Annotated in this window: 16 protein-coding genes; 9 read left to right on the plus strand and 7 right to left on the minus strand. The window is 73.5% G+C overall.

All coding sequences use genetic code 11. The annotated features are described in order from the left end of the window. Positions 1 to 12: 12 nt before the first annotated feature. The 4 genes from ACIGXE_RS07975 to ACIGXE_RS07990 all read right to left on the minus strand — a co-directional run bounded on the left by ACIGXE_RS07975 (position 13) and on the right by ACIGXE_RS07990 (position 3996). Positions 13 to 750, minus strand: coding sequence for a hypothetical protein (locus tag ACIGXE_RS07975; protein ID WP_399744649.1), 738 nt, complete (start codon positions 748 to 750; stop codon positions 13 to 15). Positions 751 to 865: 115 nt separating this feature from the next. Further along, complete coding sequence (locus tag ACIGXE_RS07980) at positions 866 to 2077, minus strand: SGNH/GDSL hydrolase family protein (protein ID WP_399744651.1); 1212 nt, start codon at positions 2075 to 2077, stop codon at positions 866 to 868. Positions 2078 to 2100: 23 nt separating this feature from the next. After that, the gene (locus tag ACIGXE_RS07985; RefSeq protein WP_399744653.1) at positions 2101 to 2694 is read right to left on the minus strand and encodes a TetR/AcrR family transcriptional regulator; all 594 of its coding nucleotides are present in this window, start codon (positions 2692 to 2694) and stop codon (positions 2101 to 2103) included. A 774-nt stretch (positions 2695 to 3468) separates the two neighbouring features. Then, positions 3469 to 3996, minus strand: coding sequence for an NUDIX hydrolase family protein (locus ACIGXE_RS07990; protein ID WP_399745164.1), 528 nt, complete (start codon positions 3994 to 3996; stop codon positions 3469 to 3471). Positions 3997 to 4198: 202 nt separating this feature from the next. On the opposite strand from ACIGXE_RS07990, the gene ACIGXE_RS07995 reads away from it, so the two are divergent. Then, a complete protein-coding gene (locus ACIGXE_RS07995) occupies positions 4199 to 5044 on the plus strand; it encodes an SDR family oxidoreductase (protein WP_399744655.1) in 846 nt (281 codons plus the stop codon). 58 nt (positions 5045 to 5102) lie between these two features. Here the strand turns inward: ACIGXE_RS07995 and ligA are convergent, their stop codons facing one another. Beyond that, the gene (ligA, locus tag ACIGXE_RS08000) at positions 5103 to 7148 is read right to left on the minus strand and encodes an NAD-dependent DNA ligase LigA (protein ID WP_399744657.1); all 2046 of its coding nucleotides are present in this window, start codon (positions 7146 to 7148) and stop codon (positions 5103 to 5105) included. A gap of 224 nt (positions 7149 to 7372) precedes the next feature. Between ligA and ACIGXE_RS08005 the strand changes: the two genes are divergently transcribed. The 7 genes from ACIGXE_RS08005 to ACIGXE_RS08035 all read left to right on the plus strand — a co-directional run bounded on the left by ACIGXE_RS08005 (position 7373) and on the right by ACIGXE_RS08035 (position 15389). Then, on the plus strand, positions 7373 to 7960 hold the full coding sequence (locus ACIGXE_RS08005) for a hypothetical protein (protein ID WP_399744659.1): 588 nt from the start codon (positions 7373 to 7375) through the stop codon (positions 7958 to 7960). 273 nt (positions 7961 to 8233) lie between these two features. Beyond that, on the plus strand, positions 8234 to 9001 hold the full coding sequence (locus ACIGXE_RS08010) for a GntR family transcriptional regulator (protein ID WP_399744660.1): 768 nt from the start codon (positions 8234 to 8236) through the stop codon (positions 8999 to 9001). A gap of 192 nt (positions 9002 to 9193) precedes the next feature. Continuing rightward, positions 9194 to 9421: a ferredoxin family protein gene (locus ACIGXE_RS08015; protein WP_125741086.1), complete on the plus strand. Its 228-nt coding sequence runs from the start codon at positions 9194 to 9196 to the stop codon at positions 9419 to 9421. 14 nt (positions 9422 to 9435) lie between these two features. Continuing rightward, on the plus strand, positions 9436 to 10782 hold the full coding sequence (locus ACIGXE_RS08020; RefSeq protein WP_399744663.1) for an ABC transporter substrate-binding protein: 1347 nt from the start codon (positions 9436 to 9438) through the stop codon (positions 10780 to 10782). Continuing rightward, positions 10779 to 11756, plus strand: coding sequence for an ABC transporter permease (locus ACIGXE_RS08025; protein WP_399744665.1), 978 nt, complete (start codon positions 10779 to 10781; stop codon positions 11754 to 11756). The genes ACIGXE_RS08020 and ACIGXE_RS08025 overlap by 4 nt, the downstream gene beginning before the upstream one ends. After that, positions 11753 to 12493: an ABC transporter ATP-binding protein gene (locus ACIGXE_RS08030; protein ID WP_399744666.1), complete on the plus strand. Its 741-nt coding sequence runs from the start codon at positions 11753 to 11755 to the stop codon at positions 12491 to 12493. Before ACIGXE_RS08025 ends, ACIGXE_RS08030 begins: the two co-directional genes overlap by 4 nt. A gap of 115 nt (positions 12494 to 12608) precedes the next feature. Then, positions 12609 to 15389, plus strand: coding sequence for a fumarate reductase/succinate dehydrogenase flavoprotein subunit (locus ACIGXE_RS08035; protein ID WP_399745166.1), 2781 nt, complete (start codon positions 12609 to 12611; stop codon positions 15387 to 15389). A 133-nt stretch (positions 15390 to 15522) separates the two neighbouring features. Here the strand turns inward: ACIGXE_RS08035 and ACIGXE_RS08040 are convergent, their stop codons facing one another. Both ACIGXE_RS08040 and ACIGXE_RS08045 read right to left on the minus strand, forming a co-directional pair. Continuing rightward, positions 15523 to 16476, minus strand: a complete 954-nt coding sequence (locus ACIGXE_RS08040) for an immunity 49 family protein (protein WP_399744668.1) — start codon at positions 16474 to 16476, stop codon at positions 15523 to 15525. Positions 16477 to 16520: 44 nt separating this feature from the next. Further along, positions 16521 to 17246: a TetR/AcrR family transcriptional regulator gene (locus tag ACIGXE_RS08045; RefSeq protein ID WP_399744670.1), complete on the minus strand. Its 726-nt coding sequence runs from the start codon at positions 17244 to 17246 to the stop codon at positions 16521 to 16523. 147 nt (positions 17247 to 17393) lie between these two features. Here ACIGXE_RS08045 and ACIGXE_RS08050 point away from each other — a divergent pair, with 147 nt between their 5' ends. After that, positions 17394 to 18617, plus strand: a complete 1224-nt coding sequence (locus tag ACIGXE_RS08050; RefSeq protein WP_399744672.1) for a saccharopine dehydrogenase family protein — start codon at positions 17394 to 17396, stop codon at positions 18615 to 18617. The last annotated feature ends 10 nt before the right edge of the window (positions 18618 to 18627 follow it).

The raw sequence follows: 18627 nt of genomic DNA on the forward strand, positions 1-18627 counted from the left end.
AGACCGCGTGGCTCAGAGGCGGTCGGTGCCGAACGCGCCCCGTGCCTCGGCCACCAGCTTCCGGCGCGCCGCGTGGTGGTGCTCCTTGTGCTCCTCCCTCTCCCGGCGGGCGGTGTCCCGCTGCCGCCGGGTGCCGGCCAGCAGGAGGGACGCCTGCTCACCGGCGAAACCGGGGAGGTCGTGGAGCGCCTGGCTCGCACGCGCGTACTCCGGCGACGCCTCCCGCACCGGACGCGGCGCGTCCTCGTCCGTCTCCCACAGCCGCTCCACGGCCTCCTGCGCCCGCACCGCCTCCGCTTCGCCCTCCCCCGCGCGCCTGCGCAGTTCCTTGTGCGCACGGTGGGCCGGGCCGGCCAGCTGGGCGCTCCAGTACATGCGCCCCACCGCCTTGCGAAGGTCGTCGATCCGGGGCAGCAGCGCAGCCGGCGCCGCCAGTTCGGCCTCGGCGTGCGCGAGCGAGAACGCGTACCACTGCCGCCGGGCCTCCGGCAGCGAGTCCGTCGCGTAGAGCCGGTCCGAGGCTTCCACGCATTCGCTCGCGGAGCGCAGGTAGGCGGCCAGCACCGCCCAGCGGCGGTCGTACAAGGCCTGCGTGTGCGAGGCCTCCGCCGCTATCCGGGCCGCCTGCTGGGCGGCCAGGGCCTGGGCCTGGCCGCCCCGGGCCTGCACCCACCCGCCGAGGACCGTTCCCAGGGCCGTGCCGCCCACGGCGACGGCCCCGATCAGCGCTGACATGATGCTCGCGTCCAAGAGGTGCTCCCCCGAGTCGAGTGGTGGTGCGGTGCCGGCGGTGGCTCCCGGTCCGCGGGGACCGAGCCCAGGACCGCCCCCGACGAACCGCCGAAATGCCGTTCGTTCCCCGGCCCTACGGGGTCTCCCCGCCCGACCCCGCGAAAGGCCCGCCCGCCCCGAAGACGTACCGCGCGAAGCGCTCGCCGATGCGGCGGTGGGTGGCGGCGTCGGGGTGGAGGTTGTCGGGGAGGGGGAGTTCGTCCGTGTCGGCCGGGCCGTAGAGCTCTCGGCCGTCGAGGTGGAAGAGATGGGGGTCGTCGGCCGACCGCTGAGCGACGACCCGCGCCAGCTCCGCCCGTACGACGCCGAGCGTGAGCCTGCCCGCGGCGGTGTCCGCGGGGTCGCCGCCCGCCCGGAAGGAGAGCCGGCCGGCGCTGAGCGCGGACATGTCCGGGAGGGTGGGGCCCGGAGTGTCCTCGTGGATGGGGCACTGGATCGGCGACACCACGAGCAGCGGTGTCGTCGGGTGCCCCTCGCGGATCGTGTCGAGGAAGCCGTGCACCGCCGGGCCGAGGGCGCGCAGCCGCAGCAGATCGGTGTTGACGAGATTGATGCCGATCTTGAGGCTGATCAGGTCGGCCGGGGTGTCGCGCAGGGCGCGGGCCGTGAAGGGATCCAGCAGCGCGCTGCCCCCGAAGCCGAGGTTCACCAGGTCCACGTCCCCGATGCGGGAGGCGAGCGCGGGCCAGGTGGTGCTGGGGCCGGCCGCGTCGGAGCCGTGGCTGATCGAGCTGCCGTGGTGCAGCCACACGCGGCGGTCCCCGGTGCCGAGCGGCGTGACGGGCGCGTCGGCGCGCAGGGCGACGAGCTCGGTGGTCTCGTTGTGCGGCAGCCAGATCTCCACGTCCTTGGCGACGTCCGGCAGATCCGCGAAGCGCAGCGTCGCGACCGGTCCGGGTTCGGTCCGCGAGGCGCCGGTGGCCAGGTCGACGGTCATCACGTTGCCGCCGTGCGCGACCGCGCTCGCGACCGGACGCCCGTCGACGTGCAGCTCGTACACGCCGTCGGGGCGCGGGGGAGCACCCGGATAGACCCGCTTGGTGGGCCGTGTGTCCAGCTCCACGACGGTCGCCCGGGTACGGAACCTGAGCCGCACGCCCGAAGGCTGGGCCTCGGCCATCGCCAGCTGCGGGTCGGTGTTCTGGGCGCGCGCCCGGGCGGGCAGCCGGTGCGGCAGCAGGCCGTTCGCCGTGCGCTCGAGCTCGAGCGCGCCGAACACGAGGCCCGGGTCGAGGGGGGTGGGGGTGAGCGCGGGGTCGGGTATCGAGGTGGGGTCGGTGTCCATGATCTCGTTCGTCGTCCTTCCTGTCAGGGCTGCCGCAGCGGCGTGCGGCCCGTCGGCCAGGTGCGCAGGGTGACGTCCAGGGCGTCGATGATGGTGGCCCAGCTCTCCCCGCTGTCCGGGGCGCTGTGGCTGAAGGCCCCGCTGAGTTCCAGGTCCGCGTAGCCGTGGAAGACGCTGCCCAGCAGCCGTACGGCATGCGTCGCGTCCGGCTCGGCCAGGTCGTAGCCGCGCAGGATGGCGCGCATCATCTGAGCGTGCCGTGGTCCGGCGCTCGCGGCGGCGGTCTCCGGACTCAGCGGCAGCCGGGCGGCGGCGTAGCGGCCGGGATGCCGTCCGGCGTAGTCGCGGTACACCTCCGCGAACGCCCTCAGCGCGTCCTTGCCGGCCCGCCCCGCGAGCGCGGCAGCTCCCAGGTCGGCCATCTCCTCCAGGGCGAGGAGGGCGATCCGGGTCCGGAGGTCCTCGGAGTTCCTCACGTGCGAGTACAGACTCGCGGGCTTCACGCCGACGTGCCGGGCCAGTACGGAGAGGGTGACCTGGTGGAACCCGAGCTCGTCCGCGAGATCCGCGGCCGTCCGCACGAGACCGTCGGCGGTGAGCCCTACGCGTGCGGCCACGCCTGCCCCTCTCCCGATGTCCCTGCGCACGGGCGTCTGCGCCCCGTGCCTAAAACCATTAGGCATGATCCTGATGGCTTTAGGCAAGTGGAGGGGAGGGGATCGGCGGAGGAGGGGGAGGGGCGCGTGCGCCGTCGAAGCTCGGTCCCGGGGACGAGGTGACGGTCGCCATGACCGTACGGCCGTGGCCCCCCCGCCGCGGCGGCAGCGGAGCGGGTACCCACGCCGGCCGGTCGCCGGCGGGCGAGCGGTTACTCGGGGTCCTGCTGCTTGCGGTTGCGCATGAAGAGGTGCCAGAGCAGCGCCAACACGGGCTGGGGGACGAGCCAGGTGACGAGCAGCCACCCCCACCAGCTCACCGCGCGGGCCCGTCTGCGGTTCGCGGAAGGGCAGGACGGCCGGGCGACGTCGCGGCGGGCTGGCGGTCGCGACACGGCATGCCGTGACGGAACAAGCGGGCCTCCTGTCGGGCGGGCGAGCCCGCCGTCGGAAACGGCCGGACGCTCCGAGGCCCGGCACGGGCGCCGACTCGCACGACGCCCCGCCCGACACTAGGGCAAGATCGAGTTCCGTTTTCCGACGCCGACGGCGCCGCGGACCACCCGCCACCCGGACACCGGTTCGGAGGCGGGGAACATCAGCAGGTAGGCGAAGTCCGCGGGCGCGGTCAGCCGTCCTGGCGAGGACCGCGGCCCGTTCCGTCGGTCGGAGGCGCGCTGTTGACCACGGGCCCCGCCGGCGCGCGGTCGCACCCCGGGGGAACCGCCGCGGCCCTCAGTAGATGTGGCCCACGTGCGCGAGCGCCTGACGCAGGAGTACGCCGTGACCGCCGGGCATCTCGCCCTGCACGGCCGGAGAGGCCGCTTCCTGCGGGCTCAGCCACACCAGGTCCAGGGCGTCCTGCCGCGGACGGCAGTCTCCGGTGACCGGCACGATGTAGGCGAGCGACACCGCGTGCTGACGCGGGTCGTGGTACGGCGTGATGCCGGCCGTGGGGAAGTACTCGGCGACCGTGAAGGGCTGAAGCGAGGCGGGGATCCGCGGCAGGGCGACCGGCCCCAGATCCTTCTCCAGGTGCCGCAGCAGCGCGTCGCGGATCCGCTCGTGGTGCAGGACGCGGCCGGACACCAGGGTGCGACTGATCGTTCCGTCGGCACCGATCCTCAGCAGCAGTCCGATGCTGGTGACTTCGCCGCTGTCGTCCACCCGCACGGGCACGGCCTCGACGTACAGAATCGGCACCTGGGTCCTGGCGGTGTGCAACTCGTCGGTGCTCAGCCAGCCGGGCGTGGTCTCGGTCATGTCGGACATCTCTTGATCGTACTTTCCCGGGTGCGACTTCGGCACGGATTGCGTGTCAGTCGACCGGGTGTTCGGGTGGCCCGGCGGCGCGCGGCCCGCGCCGCCTCCGCAACGCGCCGACCACCGGTTAGCCTCCGGTGGGGTGGGGACCTCTCCCCGGTCGACGGCCGGGGCTCCGTTCGACAGGCAGGGAGACCCCTTGATGGCCAGCGACAAGACCGTCCTGATCACCGGCACCTCCTCCGGCATCGGCCTGGCCGCCGCCGTGGCCGCCGCCCGGGCCGGCTGGACCACCGTCGCCACCATGCGCGACACCGGAAAGGCCGAGGCCCTGCTCAAGGCCGCGGCCGAGCAGGCGGTCACCGACCGCATCCAGGTCAAGCGTCTGGACGTGGCCGACCCCGACAGCGTCGCCGCCTGCCTGGACGAGGTCATCGCCGACCACGGCCGACTCGACGCGCTGGTCAACAACGCCGGAGCCGCCCAGGTCGGCACCGTCGAACAGATGAGCCTCGACGACGTCCGCTCCACCATGGAGGTCAACTTCTTCGGTGTCGTCACCACCACCCGCGCCGCCCTGCCCCACCTGCGCGCCGCCCAGGGCCGGGTCATCACCGTCACGAGTGTGGGCGGCGCCGTCGGGCAGCCCTTCAACGAGGCCTACTGCGCCGCCAAGTTCGCCGTCGAGGGCTTCATGCAGTCGCTCGCCCCCGTGGCCGCCACCGTCGGCGTCGACGTCACCGTCGTCGAGCCGGGCGCCGTGGCCAGCGAGTTCGTCGCCAACCTCGGCCTCGACATCCCGGCCCTGCTCGCCGCGGCCGGACCCTACGCCCCGGCCCTCGAGGCGTACATCGCCCGCACCCAGAAGACCTTCGGCAACGCCCAGACGCCGGCCGAGGCCGCGGCCCCCGTCATCGAGGCGCTGACCGCCGACCACCCCCCGTTCCGCGTCCAGACCTCCGACTGGGCCCGCGAGTTCGTCGGCACCTCGCTCGGCGACCTCGACGGCTCCGCCGTCCAGACACTCACCCGCGCCTGGCTCCGCTGAACTCCTCCGTCGGATCGGGCGGAGCCCCGGCGGCCACGGCCGGACGGGCGGCCGGTGGTCAGACGAGGTGGTCGGCGACGAGCGCGGCGAACTCGTCCTCGGTCAGCACCCTCGTGCCGAGCTGCTCCGCCTTCGCGAGCTTGGATCCGGCGCCCTCGCCCGCGACCAGGATGGTCGTCCTCTTCGACACGCTGCCGGACGCCGTCCCGCCCGCGCGCTCGATGAGCTCGTTCATCTCGTTGCGGTTACGTCCGGCCAGCGGTCCGTGCATGCCGCCCGTGACGACCACCGCCTCGCCGGCGAGGGGCTTGTCTCCCGCGTCCGTGACGCCGGCAGCGGGCTCGGTCATGTTCACCCCGGCCTCGGCCAGCTTGTCGATGACCGGGCCCAGGACGGCGATGTGAGCGGCGATCTTCGGGGCGTTGGCGCCCGGCAGCTTGTTGACCTCCGCCAGCTCCTCCGCCGTGGCGGCCCGGATGGCGTCCATGGTCCCGAAGTGGCGGGCGATCTCCCGCGAGAGCGTCCGGCCGGTCCGTACGACACCCAGCGCGCAGAACACCCGGTTCAGCGGCTGCTCCTTCGCCTTGGCCAGCTGCGCCATGAGCGAGTCGGCGCGCTTGTCGCTGCCGGTCGCCGCGGCGAGCTGATCCCGGGAGAGGAAGAAGAGGTCGGCGACGTCATCGACCAGACCGGCCTCGACGAGCGCCTCCAGATACGTCACGCCCAGACCGTCGATGTCGAGCTGGTCGCGGCCGACCGCGTACTTCAGCGACGGCAGCCTGCCGCATCCGCCGCCCGCCCCGCCCGCGCACTCCCACCGCTCGCCCGACCTGTCGATGTCCCCGCCGCAGCCCGGGCACGTCTCGGGCAGCACGATGTCGGTCTCCTCGCCCGTCCGCAGCGCCACCACGGGCGCTTCGACGCGCGGGATGATGTCACCCGCCTTGTAGAGCAGGACGGTGTCGCCCACCTTCAGGCCCGTGTTGCGGATGAAGGCCGGGTTGTGCAGCGTCGCGTACGTGACGGTGCTGCCGTCGACCTCCACCGGCTCCAGCACGGCGCGCGGGGCGATGTGTCCGGTGCGGCCGACGTTCCACTCGACGGCGAGCAGCCTGGTCCGCGCCTCCACCGGCGGCAGCTTGTAGGCGACGGCCCAGTGCGGATGACGCGTCCCGGAACCGGCGGCCTGCTGCTCGGCGTGGTCGTTCGCCTTGACGACCACCCCGTCGATCCCGAACGGCAACGCGGGCCGCAGCCGCTGTATCTCCTCCACCCGGGCCTGCGCCTCGGCCGGTGTGGCGTACACCCGCAGTCCGACCTCGGTGGCGGCGGTGGTCTGCACGCCCAGGGCGGCGACCTGTTCCATGACCGCCGCGTGGGTGGTGCCGGTGAGGAAGCCGGCGCCGTCCAGATCCACCGCTCCATAGGCGAAGAAGGTGGTCTCGACGGTGTACGGCCGGTCCTTGGCCCGCAGGGTGCCGGCCGTGCCGTTGCGCGGGTTGGAGAAGATCTTCGCGTTGTGCGCGGCGCGTATCTCGTTCGCCTTCTCGAACTGGGCCCGGGTCAGCAGGACCTCACCGCGGATCTCCACGGTGGCGCCGCCGGGCACCTGGGCCGGAAGCCCCACGATCGAGCCGATCGCGTGGCTGAGGTCCTCACCGTGCGTGCCGTCACCGCGGCCGACGAGCTGCACCAGGCGCCCGTCGCGGTAGCGGGCCGCCATCGCGGCCCCGTCCAGCTTCGGCTCCACCGCGTAACCGCCCTCGACCGGCCGGCCGATCCGGCGGGCGACGGACGCGTCCCACTTCACCAGGCCCTCGGCGTCGAAGACGTTGTCGAGGGAGAGCATGGCCACGGTGTGCGCCACATCGCCCACCGGGGCCGCGCCCCCGCCGACCTTCCCGGTGGGGGAGTCCGCCCGGACCTGGTCGGGGTGGGCGCGCTCGTACGCGGCGATGCCGCGGGCGAGGGCGTCGAAGGAGGCGTCGTCGAGCGTCGTGCTCCCGTCCCCGTAGTACGCCGCACTCGCGGCGAGGGCCTGCTCGACCGCGTGGTCGTAGGCAGCACGGTCGGTCAGCGAAAGAGCGGATGCGGCAGTCGTCATGCCGATGATCCTCGCGCAGGGGTCTGACAGTGAGACCTCCCCGACGACACCCGCCGGCCGCGCCGGCCCCGCCCGACGGGCGTCTCGGCCGTCCCTCCAACCCCTGGGCGGCGACCGGGAACGGACGTCGACCGACGCGCCCGCGGGATCTACGGCATGATGATCGATCCATGCAGGCGACAGAGGGGCCGCGAAGTGGCCGACGGAAGGGGAGTTCGGACCACGTGAGAGAACCCGCCGCCACGCGCGACGACCTGAGCGGTCACTCCGAGGAGGCAGAGGAGGCAGGGGAACGCCGCCGCGGCTGGCTGCCCTTCCTGGCGATGACCGCGGCAGCGTGCCTTCTCGCCGCTTCCGGAGCCGTATGGCTGTTCTGGGACGACCTGATGTACCCCGTCGGCGACCCCCGTGCCTGCGAGGGCAGCGACACCGCGCTGCCGGGCGTGATCGCCCCGGGTGGCGTGGAGCTGCCTCCCGACGCCTCCCAGGTCCGGTACCACACCCACGAAGGGCGGGCGGTCGTCTCCTTCGTCAGCGAACAGGTGCCCGACTTCCTTCTGCGTGCCGGTCTCGTACCGGACACCGCACCGCCGATCCTCGACCGGAGTCACGGGACCGCCTACGGCTTGGGCGACGACGAACGCGAACTCCCCGAGGGGCTGTGCGGAGAAGGCGTACGAGGACCGGCATGGATCTTGTCCGGGCCCGGCACGGGCGACGTCCTCCTCGAGATCTCGCCCGACGACCGCTACGCCCTGCGGACCCCGACGCGGGTCCAGGTCACCTTCCGGCTGGGGACCGCCGGCGGTTGAACGCACCGGCCCGTCGTCCGAACGCACCCGTCGTCCGAACGTACCGACCCGTCGCCCCCTGACCCCTTCGGTCGGGATGGGCCGCGGGCGCCTCGGCCACCTGGTCCCCTGGCCGCATCGTGAGTGCCCGCTCGTCCACGTAGTGGACGCCCCTGTGGCGGATCTTGTCGCCTCGCTGGTGAAACCGCAGGTCAGAGCGGTGCGCACGGGGCGTCAGGTGGCGCAATACTGTGGCAACACCATCGGCGGCGCTGCCCGGGTACGTTCCGTGCCATGCCAGCCGAACCCACCCCCGCAGCCCGCCCGGTCGCCGCCGCGCGCCGTCGACGGCTGCGCGCGGACCGGGCCCGACAGCTCGCCGATCTGCTGCGTCACCAGATCCTGGCGGGCGGCTTCCCCCAGCGGGTCCTGCCCCTGGAGGACGTCATCGCCGCGGACTACCGGACCAGCCGCAACACCGTGCGACAGGCCCTCGACCTGCTGCGCGGCGAGCAGCTCGTCGAACGCCAGCCCGGCGTCGGCACCGTGGTGGTGTGCGAGAAGTACCCGCACGGCCTCGACCGCCTCCAGGGCCTGGCCGAGACCCTGCACGAGCACGGCAGGGTGACCAACGAGGTCCGCACCGTCGGCCCGGTCTCGGCCCCCGGCCCGGTGGCGCACCGCCTCGGGCTGCCCGAGCACAGCGACGTGCTCTGCATCGAGCGGCTGCGCCGCCTGAACGGACTGCCGCTGTCCCTGGACCTGTCCTACCTGCCCATGGACGTGGGCGGTGAACTCCTCGCCTGCGACCTGGAGAACACGGACGTGTTCCGCCTCCTGGAGACGCTCACCGGCGGCCCGCTGGGCCACGCCGAGATCACCCTGGAGGCCGTCACCGCCGACGCGCACTCCGCCGCGGTGCTCCAGGCCCCGCGCGGCGCCGCCATCCTGATGCTGGAGCGGCTGACGTGTCTGCCCGACGGGCGCCCGGTGGATTTGGAGTTCATCCGGTTCCGCGGCGACCGCATCACGATGAGCGGCGTGCTGCGCCGGTCACTCTGACGCGGAACGGCCACCCGGCCGGCCGCGCCTTCCTTCCCCGGCCCGCCCGCGGTCCGGCTCGCTCCCCCTCCTGCGCAGCCCTGTTTCCCGTTCCCCGCTCCTGTCCCCCTCCCCGTCCCCTTCCCCGTCCCCTTCCCCTTCCCCTTCCCTCTCCCCGTTCCCTGCCTGCCCTTTCGGGTCTTGGAGACCGCCATGCCTCTTGTTCCGCAGCGCGCCGACGTGCCCGTGACCATCGACGAGTCCAAGTGCATCGACGGCTGCACGCTCTGCGTCGACATGTGCCCGCTCGACTCGCTCGCCATCCGCGAGGACAACGGCAAGGCGTACATGCACGTCGACGAGTGCTGGTACTGCGGCCCCTGCGCCGCCCGCTGTCCCACCGGTGCGGTCACCGTCAACATGCCCTATCTGCTCCGCTGAAAGGCCGGCCTCCCATGCCCCGCAAGAGAACTCTCCTCCTCCCGCTCCTCGCCACCGCACTGCTTCCCCTCGCCACCGCATGCGGCGGCGCGGCAGGCGCCGACAGCGACGACGCCAAGACGGTCACGGTGACCGTCGGCTACCAGTCCAAGACCATCAACACCGTCACCGCCGGCACACTGCTGCGCTCCCTCGGCTACTTCGAGGAGGAGCTCGCGGCGCGCGGCAAGAAGGACGGCGTCTCGTACAAGGTCGTCTGGCAGGACTACGCGACGGGAGCGCCCATCACCGCCCAGATGACGGCCGGGAAGATCGACATCGGTTCGATGGGCGACTTCCCGCTGCTCATCAACGCCGCCCGCGGCAAGCAGCTGGGCCGGCCCACCCGGCTGGTCGCGGTCACCGGCTACAACCTGCGCGGCGGGCTCAACACCGTGGTGACCGCCCCCGGTTCGCCCCTGAAGTCGCTCGCCGACCTGCGGGGCAAGAAGGTGTCCACCAGTGTCGGCTCGGCCGCCGACGGCACGCTCGTACGGGCTCTGGAGCGGGCCGGTCTCGACCCGGACAAGGACATCCGCAAGCTCAACCAGCAGCCGAGCGTGGGCGCCTCCGCGCTGACCGCCGGCAGTGCCGACGCCCTGTCCCAGTTCGTCGCCTGGCCGGGCCTGCTGGCCTTCCAGGGCCGGGCCACGGCCCTGTACGACGGCGCGGTGCTGGATCTGCCGACCTTCCACGGGGTCACGGTGCGGGAGAAGTTCGCCCAGCAGCGCCCCGGCGTCCTCGACGACTTCCTCAAGGCGCAGCGCCGGGCGACCGACCACCTGCGCACCGAGCCCGTCGCCGCCGCCGAGTCGGTGGCGAAGGCCACCGGGCTGCCCGCCGAGGTGGTCTACCTCTACAACGGCGCGAACGGCATCTCCACCTTCGACCCGCAGCTCCGTCCCGAGCTGATCGCCGCGCTCAAGCAGGACGTGCCGCTGCTGAAGGCGGCCAAGCTGGTCGGCGACGTGGACGTGGACGCCTTCGTCGACCCGGCGCCGCTGAAGCGGGCCGCGTCGACCCCGGCGTACCCGAAGGCCGCCGCGGCCAAGCCGGAACTCTGGCTCAAGGGCCGGTCCACCACCCGGTCCTTCGCCACTCCCGAGGAGCTGCTGAAGGCCGTCAAGGGCGCCGCCGTACGGGCCGCCTACGTGCCGGACGCGCTGACCGGCACCCTGTGGTTCGCCGACAAGGCGGTCTGGGTCGCGGACGGTGAGCGCCTGCGGGCCTTCGTCACCCCGTCGAACGCTCAGACGTACGTCTCCGCGCACCCCGGGTCCCGCGTCATCGGCTACGCGGACGCCGTGCGGCTGGCGTCATGAGCGCGGGCCGCCGGCTGGTCCGGGCGGGTTCGCTCGCCGCGGCCCTCGTGGTCTGGCAGCTGCTCACCTCCCTGGACGTCAACCTGTGGCTGCGGTTCGAGCAGTTCCCCACCGTCGTCGAGGTGGCCTCCGCCTTCGCCGACCGGGTCGTCACCCCGACGTACTGGCAGGACCTGGGCCACAGCCTGGGCCGGATCGCGGTGGGCTTCCTGCTGGCCGCCGTGCTCGGTGTGGCGGCCGGTACGGCGGTCGCCCGCTCGCGGTGGGCCGCCGACCTGCTGGGCCCGCTCGTCGAGGTGGTACGGCCCGTGCCGGCCATCGCCCTGGTCCCGGTCGCCATCCTGCTGCTGCCCACCAACGAGCAGGGCATCGTCTTCATCACCTTCGCCGCCGCCTTCTTCCCCGTCCTCGTGTCGACCCGGCACGCGGTCCGGGCGCTCGCGCCGGCCTGGGAGGAGGCCGTGCTCACGATGGGCGGCGGCCGGCTGCGGGTGCTGCGCTCGGTCGTGCTGCCGGGCGCCCTCCCCGGGGTCTTCGGCGGCCTGTCGGTGGGCATCGGCGTCGCCTGGATCTGCGTGATCTCCGCGGAGATGATCTCCGGTGAGTACGGGGTCGGCTACCGGACCTGGCAGGACTACACGGTCGTCGACTATCCGGGGGTGTTCGTCGGCATGACGACCATCGGCATCCTCGGGTGGTTCACCTCGACGGCCGTCGAGTTCCTCGGCCGGCGCGCGACGTCTTGGCTGCCCCGCCCCGCCGGGCGCGGAGGAGCGGACGCCCCGCGCCCGCTGTTCCGCCGGGCCGCCGCGGCAGCCCGTACGACCCCTGTGGCGGTCTCCGCCGACGCCCACGCGGACGGGGACGGGGACGCGGATCACGATGCGGGCGTCCATGCCGACGCCGCCCGCGTCGGCGTCCACCCCGACGCCGCGGAACCCACCGCCGAACCCCGGAAGGAGCCGGTTCCATGAGCACCGCGCCCGCGCCCGCCGGCGCCGAACTCACCCTCGACGCCGTACGGCTCGGCCACCCCGACGGCGCCCCGGTAGCCGGCACCGTTTCGCTGAGCATCCCGCCCGGCGAGCTGCTCGCCGTGGTCGGACCCTCCGGCTGCGGCAAGTCCACCCTGCTGCGTACCCTCGCCGGGCTGCTCCGCCCACTGGAGGGAACCGTCAGCCAGGACGGGGAGCCGATCGACCGGCCCGCCGCCGACCGGGCCCTGGTGTTCCAGCACGACGCGCTGCTGCCCTGGCGGTCGGTCCGTTCCAACGTGGAGCTGCCGCTGGCGATCCGCCGGATCCCACGGGCCGAGCGGCGGCGCGTGGCGGCCGACTGGCTGGACCGGGTCGGTCTCGCCGACCACGCCCACAAGCTGCCCCACCAGCTGTCCGGCGGCCAGCGGCAACGCGTCCAGCTGGCCCGGGCCCTGGCCGCCCGCCCCCGCGCGGTCCTGATGGACGAGCCCTTCGGAGCGCTGGACGCGCACACCCGGGCCGGCATGCAGGACCTGCTGGTGGACATCCTCCGAGGCACCGGCGCCACCGTCGTCTTCGTCACCCACGACGTGGACGAGGCCCTGCACCTCGGCGACCGGGTCCTCCAGCTCGGCTCCGGGCAGGTGCTGGACGTACCGCACCCGCGGGAACGCGACGCCCGGACGGCCCCCGGCACGGCCGAAGCACGCCGCCGCATCCTCGCGTCCCTCTGACCCGCCGGCCCGGAACTCCGCCCGGTGCCGACTCCGCGAACCCACCCCCGAACCCACCCCCGCTCCCATCCGAGAGTCATCCGAAAGGCACCCCGTGGACACCCTGGTGGACACCATGGACACCCCTCCGGCCATCCCCGCGCTCGCCGACGCGACCGAACTGTCCTGCGACGTCCTGGTCATCGGCGGCGGCACCGCGGGCACGATGGCCGCGCTGACCGCCGCCGGACGCGGCGCGTCCGTGCTGCTCCTCGAGAAGGCGCACGTCCGGCACTCCGGCGCCCTCGCCATGGGCATGGACGGGGTCAACAACGCGATCATCCCGGGGCGGGCCGAACCCGACGACTACGTCGCCGAGATCACCCGTGCCAACGACGGCGTCGTCGACCAGTCCACCGTCCGGCAGACCGCCGTCCGCGGCTTCGGGATGGTCCAGCGCCTGGAGTCGTACGGGGTGAAGTTCGAGAAGGACGAGCACGGCGAGTACGCCGTCCGCCAGGTGCACCGGTCCGGCTCGTACGTGCTGCCGATGCCGGAGGGCAAGGACGTCAAGAAGGTCCTCTACCGGCAGCTGCGGCGGCGGGAGATGCGGGAGCGGATCCGGATCGAGAACCGGGTCATGCCGGTCCGGGTGCTCACGCATCCGGAGGACGGGCGGGCTATCGGCGCGGCGGGGTTCAACACCCGCACGGGCGAGTTCGTGACCGTACGGGCGGGCGCGGTGATCCTGGCGACCGGCGCGTGCGGCCGCCTCGGCCTGCCCGCCTCGGGCTATCTCTACGGCACGTACGAGAACCCGACCAACGCCGGTGACGGCTACGCCATGGCCTATCACGCGGGGGCCGCGCTGACCGGGATCGAGTGCTTCCAGATCAACCCGCTGATCAAGGACTACAACGGACCGGCGTGCGCGTACGTCGCGAACCCGTTCGGCGGGTACCAGGTGAACCGGCACGGCGAGCGCTTCGTCGAGTCGGACTACTGGTCGGGGCAGATGATGTCCGAGTTCGCGGCCGAACTGGCCTCCGACCGGGGCCCGGTGTACCTCAAGCTCAGCCATCTGCCGGAGGAGACCGTCGGCGCCGTCGAGTCGATCCTGCACACGACGGAGCGGCCCACCCGCGGCACCTTCCACGCGAACCGCGGCCACGACTACCGCACCCACGACATCGAGATGCACATCTCGGAGATCGGGCTGTGCGGCGGGCACTCCGCCTCCGGTGTACGGGTGGACGCGCACGCCCGCACGACGGTGCCGCGGCTCTACGCGGCCGGCGACCTGGCCTGCGTCCCCCACAACTACATGATCGGCGCCTTCGTCTACGGTGACCTGGCCGGTGAGGACGCGGCGCGGTACCGGGCGTACGAGGGCGAGTTGCCCGCGGACCAGCTGGCCGCCGCGCACGAACTCGTCTACCGGCCGCTGCGCAACCCCGCCGGACCGCCGCAGCCGCAGGTCGAGTACAAGCTGCGGCGGTTCGTCAACGACTACGTGGCCCCGCCGAAGACCGGGGCGAAACTGTCCCTGGCGGTCGAGGCGTTCACCCGGATGTCGGGGGAGATCGAGGGGATGGGGGCGCGTACGCCGCACGAACTGATGCGGTGCGCCGAGGTCTCCTTCATCAGGGACTGCGCGGAGATGGCCGCCCGGGCCTCCCTGGCCCGCACCGAGTCGCGATGGGGCCTGTACCACGAGCGCCTGGACCATCCGGGGCGGGACGACGGCGGCTGGCTGCACCACCTGGACCTGCGCAAGTCCCCCTCCGGCGCTATGGAGTTCACCGCGCGGCCGGTCGAGCCGTACGTGGTGCCGGTGCCGGAGTTCACGCCGGTGCCGGGCCCGGAGCGGCACCTCGGCGAGGTCGCGCTGGTGCCGGTGGCCACCGCGGGACCGAGGGAGGCCGCCCCGGCCCCTGTCCCTCTCTCCACCCCCGCTTCCGCCCCCGGTTCCGCCCATGTGTCCGCCTCCGGCTCCGACGAAGGGAACGAGGACGCGGCAGCCGCAGGGACCCCGGCCGGGACCAGCCCGGCCCTTCTCCGCCTTCTCTCCCTGGCCGAGGAGTCCGCCGAGCTGGAGGAGCTCCGTCCGTACCTCACCGACGCCGACCCCTCGGTGCGGGCGGCCGCCGTGGCCGCCGTCGGCGAGACGGCGCCGGCCGGCGCCGGGCCCGTCCTCGCCGCGCGCCTGCGGGACGACGTACCGGCGGTCCGGGCCGCCGCGGCGGAGGCGCTGCGCGAGTTGGTCGAAGTCCTGCCGCCGGACGCAGAGTTGGGCACCGCGCTGCGGGCGGCGCTGGACGTCCCCGATCCCGTCGCCCGAGGGGCCGCGCTCGACGTGCTGCGCGCCCTGCGGCTGGGTGACGCCGGGGCCTACTCGGCCGCGCTGTCGGACGACGACATCGAGGTGCGCATCGCCGCGGTCCGGGCCCTGGTGTCGGTGGACGCCGTCGAGGAACTCGTGGCGGCCGCCGGCGACCCGGCCCGTGAGGTGCGGGTCGCGGTGGCCCGCGGGCTCGCGGCCGTGCACGCCCCGGCCGCGGCGACACTGGACCCCTTGGTGGACGACCCCGACCCGCTCGTCCGGGGCGCCGCCCTGGCCGCGCTGGCCGGGACCGGCTGCCCGTCGCCGTACGCGGCGCGGGCCGCGGCCGCCCTGGCCGACCCGGCCTGGCAGGTCAGGGCGGGGGCCGCGACCGCTCTCCGGGCGGCCTCGCCCGCCGGGGCGGTCACGGCTCTCGCGGGAAGCCTGACCGACCCCAACGCGGATGTCCGCAAGGCCGCGGTCCTCTCCCTCCTGGCGCACCGGGCCGACCCCGAGGCCCGGACCGCCCTCGCCACGGCCACCCGCGACCCGGACGCCGACGTCCGCGCCTACGCGTCCCGCGCGAGCGCGTGACGCCAAGGGGTGTCAGGGAGCCTCAAGGAGCCTCAGGAGGAGCCAAGGGCCGAACGCGGTGCGGCGCCCGTCACGCATCCCGGCCGCCTCGCCCCGGCGAACGCGGGCCGGCCAGGCCCACCGCTCCCCGGGACTACCGGGCGGGCCAGTGGCCCAGGTCGTTCTGCTCGGTGTCCGCGGCTCGCCGGAGCGCGTCGGCGCGGCCGACGATGCCGTGGGGGAGGTAGCCGGAGCGGACCCGCAGTTCCCAGCCGTGCACCTGGACGGCCAGGGCCGCCAGGGCGAGCGTGTCCAGGGGCAGCAGCGTGCGCGGTGCGGGGTCCGCGTCCAGGCCGGCACGGTGCTCCTCAAGGCGGGCCACCAGGGCCTGTTCGAAGGCGGCCTGGTCGTCGTCGAGCAGGACGCGCAGCAGCCGGTGGTCCGCGGTCAGGGCGCCGGCCGTGTCCAGCCGGGCGGCGGCCTCGGCGCGCTCCTGCGGGCCGGGCTTGCGCAGGGGCACGGTCGGCCAGTCGCGGTGCAGGTGCCCGCTCGCCTCGGCCAGATAGCCGCACAGTGCGTCCATAGCCGCCAGATCGCCCGGCGTCGACGTCGACGTCAGTCTCGAGTACGGCACGCCGTCCCGGATGGCGGACGCGAAATCGTCCCGCAGCAGCAGCCCGGTGACCCGCTTCCAGTCCCACACGAGGCCGCCGGCCACGACGGCCGCGAAGGTGTCCAGCCACGTCCGCGCCGTGGGGGCCTCGTCGACGACGTCCTGGAAGGCGAGCTCCTCGCTCGTCAGCTCCTCGCGGACCAGCGGGAACCTGATCTCCTGGTCGCCGTTGGGAAAGCAGCCCAGGCTGATGACGCCCACCGCGCACTCGGCCGCGGTCCGCAGCGCGACGCGTGACACGTCGTCGAGTTCCGGCGCGCTCAGGCTGCGCGCGGCGACGTGGTCGAGCAGCTCGTCGCTCATCTCCCGCAGCCCGTCGAGGCGGAAGGAGCCGTAGCGCATGCCGTGCCAGCGGCCGAAGGCCCGCCCCTCGATGTCGTCGAGCGCCTCGGCGAGACGCTGTTCGCTCACCTCGTGATGTGCCACTTCCCGCACGACTGCCGTCCCTTCATGATCGATTCGCCGGAAGCGGCACGCTATCAACGAGCGCTGACACCCCTGCCCCGTACGGTCGCGAGCCGCGCCTCCGCACGGTCCAGGAGGGTGTCCAGCAGGACCGGATAGGCGCTGTGGTTCATCCGGTCCGCCAGCAGGTGCGCCGTGGCGGCGATGTGCGGATGGGTGGTGGAGGGCAGCCGGGCGTACGTGGAGGTCCACATGTCCTCGTCCGCCGCCCGGGCCTCGTCCTTGACGGCCAGGGCACCCGCGTCCAGGGCCGCGAAGGCCAGAGCCAGGTCGATGAAGGCGTGGTACAGGCCGACGGCGTCCACGTCACCGAAACCGGCGCCGCGCAGGATGCCGAGGATCGTCTCGTCGACCTCGATCTCCCGGGGGCGCCCGGTGACCCGGCTGGCGGTCAGCAGCGCGGCCTGCGGATGGGCGAGGTAGGAGGCGTGGATCGCCAGGCCGAGCGCGCGCAGGTCGGCACGCCACTCCCCGGTGGCCGCCCAGCTGTCCAGCGCCCGCCCCATCAGCTCCTCGCCGATCGCCCGGGTCAGGTCGTCGAGGCCGGCGAAGTAGCGGTAGAGCGTGCTCGGGTCGGCGCCCAGGGCGCTGCCCAGGCGGCGCGCGGTCAGCCCGGCACTCCCGTGCTCACGCAGCATCCGCAGCGCCGTCCGCACGATCAGCTGCTCCGACAGCACGGTGCCCTGCCGGGTCGGCCGGCGCCTGCGCCGTTCCGCCTCCGGAACCACCTTCTTGGCCATCGCGCCTTCCCTCCGCACCCTCGCTGCCCCGCGCCCCCGCGACCAGCCTTATGCCAACGCCGTAGACCTTAACCGACCCCCTCGTGTTGCATCGAGCCGTCCCCGGGCGCCCGGCCCCTGGACCGTCCCGACAAAAGGGTGTGTGACATGCGCGTACTTCTCGTGGGTGCGGGCGGCGTCGGAACCGCCGTCACCCGTATCGCGGCCCGCCGTGACTTCCTGACCCAGATGGTCGTCGCCGACTACGACCCGGCCCGCGCCGAAGCGGCCGTCGCCGCGCTGGGGGACCAGGAGGGCCGCTTCAGCGCGCGTCGCCTGGACGCCTCCGACGCGGCGGCGGTCGGCCGCGTCCTGCGCGAGGAACGCTGCGACGTGCTCCTGAACGCGACCGATCCGCGCTTCGTGCTGCCCCTCTTCGACGCCGCGCTCGCGGCCGGCACGCACTACGTGGACATGGCCATGTCGCTGTCCGCACCGCACGCGACCGCCCCGTACGAACAGTGCGGGGTGAAGCTCGGCGACGAGCAGTTCGCCCGGAGCGCGGACTGGGAGCGGACCGGCCGCCTCGCCCTGGTCGGCATGGGGGTGGAGCCGGGCCTGTCGGACGTCTTCGCCCGCTACGCGGCCGACGAGCTCTTCGACGAGATCGAGGAGATCGGCGTCCGCGACGGCTCGAACCTCACGGTCGAGGGCTACGACTTCGCGCCCTCCTTCAACATCTGGACCACCATCGAGGAATGCCTCAACCCTCCCGTGGTGTACGAGAAGGACCGCGGCTGGTTCACCACGGCGCCGTTCAGCGAACCGGAGGTGTTCGACTTCCCCGAGGGCATCGGCCCGGTGGAGTGCGTGAACGTGGAACACGAGGAGGTGCTGCTGATCCCCCGCTGGGTGGACGCACGCCGGGTGACGTTCAAGTACGGCCTCGGCGACGACTTCATCGCCAAGCTGAAGACCCTCCACGAGCTGGGCCTGGACGCCACCGCGAAGGTCCGCGTCCCCGGCGCCGACGGGCCGGTCGGCGTCGCGCCCCGGGACGTCGTGGCCGCCTGCCTGCCCGACCCGGCCACACTGGGCGACCGGATGAAGGGCAAGACCTGCGCGGGCACCTGGGTCAGGGGAACCCGGAACGGCGCCCCGCGCGAGGTGTACCTCTACCACGTCGTCGACAACGAGTGGTCGATGCGCGAGTACGGCTCCCAGGCCGTGGTCTGGCAGACCGCCGTCAACCCGGTGATCGCCCTCGAACTGCTCGCGAACGGGACGTGGAAGGGCGCCGGCGTCCTCGGCCCCGAGGCCCTCCCGCCCCGCCCGTTCCTCGACCTGCTCACCGCCTACGAGTCCCCGTGGGGGCTGCGCGAGCAGCGCTGACGAGCCGCCG

It is taken from the genome of Streptomyces sp. NPDC053431, assembly GCF_044544925.1.
Lineage (GTDB): Bacteria > Actinomycetota > Actinomycetes > Streptomycetales > Streptomycetaceae > Streptomyces.